Genomic DNA, 8,885 nt, shown 5'->3' with positions numbered 1-8,885 from the left:
CTCGCAGACGCTCAAGCAGGAATACCTCGATACATACGAGGAAGGTGAATGACATGAAACTATTTGAACAGCTGAAGTCCAACGCGTCGCGCATGGCTGTCTACGCCATCCTCGTGGCAACGGCTTTATGCGGAATCGCGGCACCCGTCTATGCGCTCAACGGAGAGAAAGGCGATGTCGAACCCGCGTACATGGCTTCGACGGTTAAAGACCGGTACAAAGCCTTCTCTGGAGACACGTTTTACGTAGCAGAGTACGACACGATCTACCGTCAGCTTCGCTACAACAAGGGCTACGACTATCTAGGCGCAGAGGCAATCAGCTATACGTCGGGTTGGTACCGCTCCAACTATGGACACATAACCCAGTTCAAGTGTAACTACCGTGTGTACAACTAAAGCAACCGGCCGGGACGAGGGGTGACGCAAAAGCGTCGCCCCTCGTTTTTAACCATGTCAACTGAACCTAGTTCAGTTTGGTTGATTTCCGATCTCAGCCGAACACATTGAGCGGAAAGGCCGTTCCCGCAGTCAGTCGAACGTCCCCGGGGCCCTTCTCAGGCCCCGGGGACGGCATTTTCCCAGTTGAAGGAACGGTGGAGATGTGTTTCGATGGGTCAGATTCGTGTCGTTCCGAAAAGACCGTGAACCTTTTGTGGGACACGCGGCGCCGTGGTACCATAGCCGAGTTTGTTGTCTTGGTCGGAAACCAAGACGCCTTATGCGCTGATCGGTAACCAGCGCCTGACCAATAAGGAGTCCTACCATGAAGCAGGGTATCCATCCCCAGTATGTCGAGTGCACGGTGACGTGCTCCTGCGGCAACACCTTCAAGACGCACGCTACCGTGTCCGAGATGAAGGTCGAGCTTTGCAACGAGTGCCACCCGTTCTACACCGGCCAGCAGAAGTTCGTCGACACCGGTGGACGCGTCCAGCGCTTCGCCGACAAGTTCGGTGGCGCCGCTGCCGCCCAGCTCAAGAAGGCTGAGGAGGCCAAGGCTGCCAAGGCCGCCAAGGCTGCTGAGGCCGAGGCCGCTCGCAAGGCCGCCGCTGAGGCTAAGGCTGCCGAGAAGGCTAAGCGTGCCGCTAAGTTCGCCGAGGAGGCTGCCAAGCAGGCCGCCGAGGCTCCCGCAGAGGCTCCCGTCGAGGAGGCCGCTGCCGAGGCCGAGACCACCGAGGCTGCTGAGTAAATAGCTCGCCGCGGAATCACTCGCATTCATGGCATGAGGGCCGTGCATCCATTTGGGTGCGCGGCCCTTTTCTTTTTATTGGCGCAAGCTAACCTGTCCCCGTGGCACCAAATGGCAGAGAGACGGCGTTTGCTCAGATAAAACCTGCCAAAATAAACCTGTTCCATTGCGGCAGGTTGGTCATAGTTATTACGTGGCGGTCGAGGTCGACCGTATAGGCCGCGCCTTGTTTGGCTAAAGTACAATCATCTGTGTTTAACTCGCCCGCAGCTGCACGGCGTGGGCGATGGCCAAAAAGGAAAACCACATGGGATTCATGTCAAAGCTGCTGTCCTTTGGATCCGATAAGGACCTTAAGCGCTACTACAAGATCGTCGACCAGATCAACGGTCTTGAGCCCCAGTTTGAGAAGATGACCGAGGAGGAACTCCGCGGCCAGACCGATAAGTTCCGTGAGCGTTACGCCAACGGTGAGTCGCTCGACGACATGCTCCCCGAGGCCTTTGCCACCGTGCGCGAGGCTTCCAAGCGCACCATGGGTATGCGCCACTTTGACGTGCAGCTCATTGGCGCCATGGCACTGCACGAGGGCCACATCGCCGAGATGAAGACTGGCGAAGGCAAGACCCTCGTCTCCACGTTGGCCGGCTATCTCAACGCTATTGCCGGCAAGGGCGTGCACGTCGTTACTGTCAATGATTACCTTGCCAAGCGCGACTCCGAGTGGATGGGCCGCATCTACAAGTACCTGGGCATGACCGTCGGTCTGCTCCAGAACAACATGCCGCTCGAGCTTAAGCGCCCGGCCTACCAGGCAGACGTCACCTACGGTACCAACTCCGAGTTCGGTTTCGACTACCTGCGCGACAACATGGTTACCCGTCCCGAGCAGCGCGTGCAGCGCGGCCACAACTACGCCATCGTCGACGAGGTTGACTCCATCCTGATCGATGAGGCTCGCACCCCGCTGATCATCTCGGGCGCTGGCACCAAGTCCGCCAGTACCTACAAGGACTTCGCGCGTGCCGTGCGTGGCCTTGAGCGCGGCGAGGACGTGTCGCACGACATGCTTACCGCCACCGAGGACGTTGAACCCACGGGCGACTACGTCATGGACGAGGCCAAGCACACCATCGCTGCCACCGAGCGCGGTCTTAAGAAGATCGAGCGCCGCCTGGGTATCGATGACATCTATGCCGATCTCTCCGGCCAGCTGGTCAACCACCTGCAGCAGGCGCTGAAGGCCCAGTACATGTTCCACCGCGACAAGCAGTATGTGGTCACCAACGGCGAGGTCAAGATCGTCGACGAGTTCACCGGCCGCATTATGGAAGGCCGCCGTTACTCCGAGGGCCTGCACCAGGCCATCGAGGCCAAAGAGGGCGTGCTTGTACGCGAGGAGAACCAGACGCTGGCCACTATCACCTTGCAGAACTACTTCCGTCTGTATGACAAGCTCTCCGGCATGACCGGTACGGCACTCACCGAGGATGCCGAGTTCCGCGAGATCTACAAGCTGCCCGTCGAGGTCATCCCCTCCAACAAACCCGTTCAGCGTGTTGACCACGAGGACCTGGTGTACCGTACCATTCAGGCCAAGTACAACGCCGTCGCCGACGATGTCGAGCAGCGTCACGCCAAGGGCCAGCCGGTCCTGGTGGGCACCGTCTCCATCGAGAGCTCCGAGAAGCTGTCGGCCGCCCTTACCAAGCGCGGCATCGCGCACGAGGTCCTCAACGCCAAGCACCATGAGCGCGAGGCTCATATCGTTGCCCAGGCCGGACGCTACGGCGCCGTGACCATCGCTACCAACATGGCCGGTCGTGGTACCGACATCCTGTTGGGCGGCAACCCCGACGAGCTGGTGCGCGAGCGCCTTGAGTACGAGGGCCTGACCATGGAGGACGTGACGCCCGAGCAGCTTGAGCAGTTTAACGCCGAGGCCAAGGAGACCTGCAAGGCCGAGCGCGAGCGCGTGCTTGCCGCCGGCGGCCTGACCGTTATCGGCACCGAGCGCCACGAGTCCCGTCGTATCGACAACCAGCTGCGCGGCCGCTCCGGCCGTCAGGGCGATCCGGGCGAGACCCAGTTCTACCTGTCGCTCGAGGACGACCTCATGCGCCTGTTCGGTGGCGACAAGATGGACCGCGTCTCCAAGATGATGGTCACGGCCGACATGGGCGACGACATGCCCATCCAGCACAAGATCATCTCCAAGGCCGTCGAGAGCGCCCAGCACAAGGTCGAGAGCATCAACTTCTCCATGCGCAAGAGCGTCCTTGAGTACGACGACGTCATGAACAAGCAGCGCCAGGTCATCTACGCTGAGCGCAATAAGATTCTGGACGGCAAGGACCTGACCGACCACATCACCGAGGTCATGCACGACACCGTGTACCGCTGCGTTCAGGAGTTCTGCACCAAGGACAGTCACGATGGCGAGCGCGACCTGGAGGGCCTGCGCAAGTGGGTTGTGGAGCTCACCGGCCACATCGATACGCCGAAGTTCCCCGACGAGGATTATGAGGCTCTGGCTGCCGATGTCCTGGCTTACGTAGAGAAGTGCTACAACATGAAGGCCGAGCGCTTGGGCGAGGACCTGATGCGCGAGCTCAACACCCAGGTCATGCTGCGCGTCATCGATACCCGCTGGATGAACTACCTGCAGGAGATGGACTACCTCAAGACCGGCATCGGCCTGCGCGGCTTTGGCCAGCGCGACCCGCTGGTCGAGTACAAGACCGAGGCCTACGGCGCGTTCCAGATCCTCGTCGACACCATGTACGAGGATTACCTGCGCACGGTTCTGCGCATCGAGATCAAGGCTGCCCCGCGTGCCGTGGAGCACAAGGAGGAGCCCGCGCTCGAGGGTGCGCACTTCTCCGGTCCTGCCGAGGTCGATGGTGACAACGGCGACTCGGTGCTGCGCAAGCAGGCGCAGGTGCAGGCCCGCACGGCTGTCCAGGGTGGTCCGGCTGCCGTCAACAACGGTGGCAAGGTGACCACCTATCGCAAGTCCGAGAGCGACGATCCGTACGTCAACGTGGGCCGCAACGACCCGTGCCCCTGCGGTAGCGGCAAGAAGTTTAAGTACTGCCACGGCAGGAATCGTTAATGGCTGAGGCTTTAGAGGTAACGCCCGCCGAGCTGGACGCGTTTGCGGACCGGCTCGGCGAGGTCGAGTCGTATCTCCACTTGGACGAAAAGCGCACGCGCGTGACCGAGCTCGAGGCCAAAAGCGTGGCCCCCGGCTTTTGGGATGACGCCGACGCCGCCCGTGCCACCATGGAGGAAATCGCGCGCACCAAGGAAGATATCGCTGCCGTGGACAACGCGCGCGGCGAGCTTTCCGATGCCCGCGCCGCGCTGGAGCTTGCCGAGGAGATGGGGGATGACCCCGATGCCGCCGCCCTTCGCGAGGAGGCTACAGCCACGGCTGAGCGCCTGGCCCGTGCCATCGATGAGCTTGAGCTTTCGAGCTGGTTTACCGGTGAGTTCGATCACGGCGATGCCATTGTGACCATCAAGCCCGGACAGGGTGGTCTGGAGGCCCAGGACTGGACCTTCATGCTCTTTAAGATGTACATGAAGTACTGCCAGCGTCGCGGCTGGAAGGTCACGATTAACGACTGCCCCGCTGCTGAGGTCATCGGCATCGACCGCGCGACCTTTACCGTCGAGGGCAAGGACGCATTTGGCATGCTGCGCGCCGAGGCCGGCGTCCACCGCTTGGTGCGCATTAGCCCCACCGACGACAAGAAACGCCGCCAGACCACGTTCGCCGGCGTCGAGGTCATCCCCGTGCTACCCGATGATATCGATATCGAGATCAGCCCCGATGACATCCGCGTGGACGTGTACCACGCGAGCGGCCCGGGCGGTCAGGGCGTGAACACCACCGACTCCGCCGTGCGCGTGACGCATTTCCCCAGCGGCATTGTGGTCACCTGCCAAAACGAGCGCAGCCAGATCCAGAACAAGGCCGCGTGCATGCAGATCCTCAAGGCTCGCCTGTACGAGATTGAGCTCGAGAAGCGCGCCGAGGCCCTGGATGAGATTCGCGGACCCAAAACCACGATTGGTTTTGGCAACCAGATCCGCAGCTACGTGCTCTACCCGTATCAGATGGTTAAGGACCTACGCACGGGCGTTGAGACCAGCAACGTCGAGGCGGTTCTTGACGATGGCGACCTGGACCCGTTTGTTATTGGCTACCATCGCTGGGCCACTGGCAACGCTGACGCGGAGATCCCATCTGCATAAACCGCCCGGTTTATGTGGAAATGGATAAAACCCTCCGAGCAGGGTGGTTTTGTATCCAAAGCAAACCCTGCGCAGGGGTGGTTTTTGTTCGGCGAATCGGTAGAATCGAATACAGCAAGAAGTTCGAAGCGCATCCGTTTGGGTGCGCTTTTTTGAGGGAGGTAGCATGGCATATCGTCTGGACATCAAGCGCATTCTATCGATGAACTTCTTTCACGACCTGCCCCAGATTATGTTGGGGTGCGCTCTGGCCGCTATTGCGACCGACCTGTTTTTGATTCCCAACGGCCTTGCTGCCGGTGGTGTTACGGGCCTTGCCACCATTATCCAGGCGGTCGGCGCATCGCGCGGCATATCGCTTCCCGTTGGTATTCAGACGATCGTGATGAACGCCTTGCTGTTGCTGGTCGTTATGCGCGAGGGCGGCATGTTCTACGTGGTGCAGACCGCGACGGGCTTTGTGCTGCTGGGCTTCTTTACCGATCTGTTCGCCCCGTTTGTAGCACCTCTGGCGGATGCGGACCTGATGCTCCCTGCCATGTGGGGCGGCATTATTACAGGCATCGGTTACGGCATGGTGCTGCGCGCCGGCGCCAACACCGGCGGCTCGGACACGATTGGCCAAATCATCTCGCGTAATACCTCGCTGCCCGTGGGCTCGACCGTCATGGCGATCGATGTTGCCGTATGCGCGCTGTCGGCTCCGGTCTTTTCAGTCGAAAATGCACTATATGCAGGCCTTTCGATGGTCATTAGCGGCTACGTGATCGATGCCGTGGTCGATGGTGGCAACAAACGCCGTATGGTACTCATCATCTCGGACAAGTTCCCTGATATCGCTGCCGATATCATGTATGGCCTGGGTCGTGGTTGTACCAAGTTTAAGGCGACTGGCATGTATTCGGGTGCCGAGAAGCCGGTGATCATGGTCATCGTGAGCCGTCGAGAGCTCAATACCCTCAAGACGATCGTGCGCGAGCGCGATCCTCACGCCATCGTGACGGTCGCCGACGTTACGGAAGCTTTCGGCGAGGGATTCAAGGACATTAGCGCGTAGGGCCGACCGCGTCCCATCCAAAAGACGTTCACATTGATAAACCGTTTCATCAGCGGTTCTGCCTGCTCAATTGCTCAAATAATGATAAAAAGTCTGGTAAAGCCATCAGTTTCCAGCATAATGAAGGACGTACGTGCATCGCGGCTGGGTTGGGATTACCTTTCCATGTCGTGCGCATCTTGTCTAAAGAGGATGAAAGGAAGGCACAATGAGCGACGAAGAGCTCAAAAAGGTTGCCAACGAGGTAAGGAAGGGCATCGTCACCGGCGTGCACGCTGCCAAGTCCGGCCATCCGGGCGGTTCGCTCGGCGCTGCCGACATCATGACCTATCTGTACTTTGAGGAAATGAACGTCGACCCGTCCGATCCCCGCAAGGCCGATCGCGACCGTTTTGTGCTCTCCAAGGGCCATTGCGCTCCGGGCCTGTACGCCGTGCTCGCCGAGCGCGGGTTCTTCCCCAAAGAGGACCTCAAGACGCTGCGCCATATCGGCAGCCACCTGCAGGGCCATCCCAACATGAACGACACTCCGGGCGTTGACATGTCCACCGGTTCGCTCGGCCAGGGCATCTCCGCCGCCGTGGGCATGGCCGTTGCCGCCAAGCACTGGGGCGATACTTATCGCACGTACGCCCTGCTGGGCGATGGCGAGAGCGAGGAGGGCCAGGTTTGGGAGGCCGCCATGTTTGCCGGCAACCAGCAGCTCGACAACCTCTGTGTGATCGTCGACCACAACGGCCTGCAGATCGACGGTCCCGTCGAGGAGGTCAACGACCCCATGCCGCTCGCCGACAAGTTCCGCGCCTTTAAGTTCCACGTGGTGGAGCTTGCCGACGGCAACGATTTCGATCAGATCCGCGCCGCCTTTGCCGAGGCTCGCGCTACCAAGGGCCAGCCGACCGCCATTATCGCCGAGACCCTGAAGGGCAAGGGCGTGTCCTTTATGGAGAACCAGGTTGGTTGGCACGGCAAGGCCCCCAACGATGAACAGTTTGAGCAGGCCATGGCAGAGCTCACGGCCGCCGGAGAGGAGCTCTAGGATGGCAGACGTCAAGAAAATCGCCACGCGTGTAAGCTACGGCGAGGCCCTCGTCGAGCTCGCCAACGAGCACGATGACTTTGTGGTCCTCGACGCCGACCTGGCCGCCGCCACGCAGACCGGTAAGTTTAAGGCCGCTTGCCCCGACCGCTTCTTCGACGTGGGTATCGCCGAGAGCAACCTGATGGGCGTCGCCGCCGGTATCGCGACCACTGGTCGTGTTGCCTTCGCGAGTACCTTTGCCATGTTCGCTGCCGGTCGCGCCTTTGAGCAGGTCCGCAACTCCATCGGCTACCCGCACCTCAACGTTAAGATCGGTGCCACGCACGCCGGCATCTCGGTGGGCGAGGACGGCGCCACGCACCAGTGCTGCGAGGATATCGCCCTCATGCGCGTCATCCCCGGCATGACCGTAATTGTTCCCGCCGACGACGTGGAGGCCCGCGCCGTGACGCGCGCCGCCTACGAGTGCGACGGTCCGGTGTACATGCGCTTCGCCCGTTTGGCCTCGCCGGTTATCAACGACCCCGAGACCTACAAGTTCGAGTTGGGTAAGGGCATTGTCATGCGCGAGGGCGCCGATGTGACCATCATCGCCTGCGGCCTGATGGTCGGCGAGGCTCTCGAGGCCGCCGAGCAGCTCGCTGCCGAGGGCATCGACGCCGAGGTCATCAACATGCACACCATCAAGCCCATCGATGCCGACCTGATCGTCAAGAGCGCCACCAAGACCGGCCACGTCGTGACCGTCGAGGAGCACTCTGTGATCGGTGGCCTGGGCAGCGCCGTTGCCGACGTCCTGTGCGAGCAGTGCCCGACGCCGCTCAAGAAGATCGGCGTCAACGATACCTTTGGCGAGTCCGGCCCGGGCGCCGAGCTCCTGCACAAGTACGGCCTGGACGCCGCCAACATCGTGGCGACCACCAAGGAGTTCTTGGCATAAGGCAAGACGAGGCAAAGTATCGCGTCGACAACCGCAAACAAGCCAGAACAGGGGCGTCCTCAAAGAGGGTGCCCCTGTTTATGCTGAATTTAAATTAGAGTCCTGCCAAGCAAAGTTCCCATGGGGAAACGAGCCCATCCCAACAAAGTGCAATTCAGACCCTTCCAATTTTGTATGCGCAGCATCTCAAGTTGGTGCGTCGGCCCCATAGTAGCCGCAGGCCGGGCGCAGGGTTACCTCCCAAATCTTTCCGCAGCGCAGGCCGGCGTTTGTCCGCAGCTCCGCAGGAGCAGGACAAATGCCGGCCATGCGCGAGGACGATTTGGGAGGTAACCCTGCGCCCGGTCGGTGAGGGTTGATTTCCGATCTCAGCCGAACACATTGAGCAAATA

Annotated in this window: 7 protein-coding genes; all 7 read left to right on the top strand. The window is 60.6% G+C overall.

Annotation, left to right across the window (positions count from 1 at the left end):
• Window positions 1-53: 53 nt before the first annotated feature.
• The 7 genes from DXD56_RS09720 (at window position 54) to DXD56_RS09690 (ending at window position 8,493) form a co-directional block, all read left to right on the top strand.
• Window positions 54-398 carry a hypothetical protein gene (locus DXD56_RS09720; protein WP_117641063.1) on the top strand — a complete coding sequence of 115 codons (345 nt, stop codon included), beginning with the start codon at window positions 54-56 and terminating at the stop codon, window positions 396-398.
• Between the two features lie 367 nt (window positions 399-765).
• Window positions 766-1,191: a 50S ribosomal protein L31 gene (gene rpmE, locus DXD56_RS09715; protein ID WP_006235303.1), complete on the top strand. Its 426-nt coding sequence runs from the start codon at window positions 766-768 to the stop codon at window positions 1,189-1,191.
• Window positions 1,192-1,498: 307 nt separating this feature from the next.
• On the top strand, window positions 1,499-4,306 hold the full coding sequence (secA, locus tag DXD56_RS09710) for a preprotein translocase subunit SecA (protein ID WP_117641062.1): 2,808 nt from the start codon (window positions 1,499-1,501) through the stop codon (window positions 4,304-4,306).
• On the top strand, window positions 4,306-5,454 hold the full coding sequence (gene prfB, locus DXD56_RS09705) for a peptide chain release factor 2 (RefSeq protein WP_117641061.1): 1,149 nt from the start codon (window positions 4,306-4,308) through the stop codon (window positions 5,452-5,454). The genes secA and prfB overlap by 1 nt, the downstream gene beginning before the upstream one ends.
• A gap of 166 nt (window positions 5,455-5,620) precedes the next feature.
• Window positions 5,621-6,511 carry a YitT family protein gene (locus DXD56_RS09700; RefSeq protein ID WP_117641060.1) on the top strand — a complete coding sequence of 297 codons (891 nt, stop codon included), beginning with the start codon at window positions 5,621-5,623 and terminating at the stop codon, window positions 6,509-6,511.
• Between the two features lie 208 nt (window positions 6,512-6,719).
• Window positions 6,720-7,550 carry a transketolase gene (locus tag DXD56_RS09695; protein ID WP_117641059.1) on the top strand — a complete coding sequence of 277 codons (831 nt, stop codon included), beginning with the start codon at window positions 6,720-6,722 and terminating at the stop codon, window positions 7,548-7,550.
• Between the two features lies 1 nt (window position 7,551).
• Window positions 7,552-8,493: a transketolase family protein gene (locus DXD56_RS09690; protein WP_006235309.1), complete on the top strand. Its 942-nt coding sequence runs from the start codon at window positions 7,552-7,554 to the stop codon at window positions 8,491-8,493.
• The last annotated feature ends 392 nt before the right edge of the window (window positions 8,494-8,885 follow it).

The sequence above is a fragment of the Collinsella sp. TM06-3 genome (assembly GCF_003436395.1).
GTDB lineage: Bacteria > Actinomycetota > Coriobacteriia > Coriobacteriales > Coriobacteriaceae > Collinsella.
Note: the sequence above shows the minus strand (reverse complement) of the source record. Positions and strands in the feature narration are given on the sequence as shown.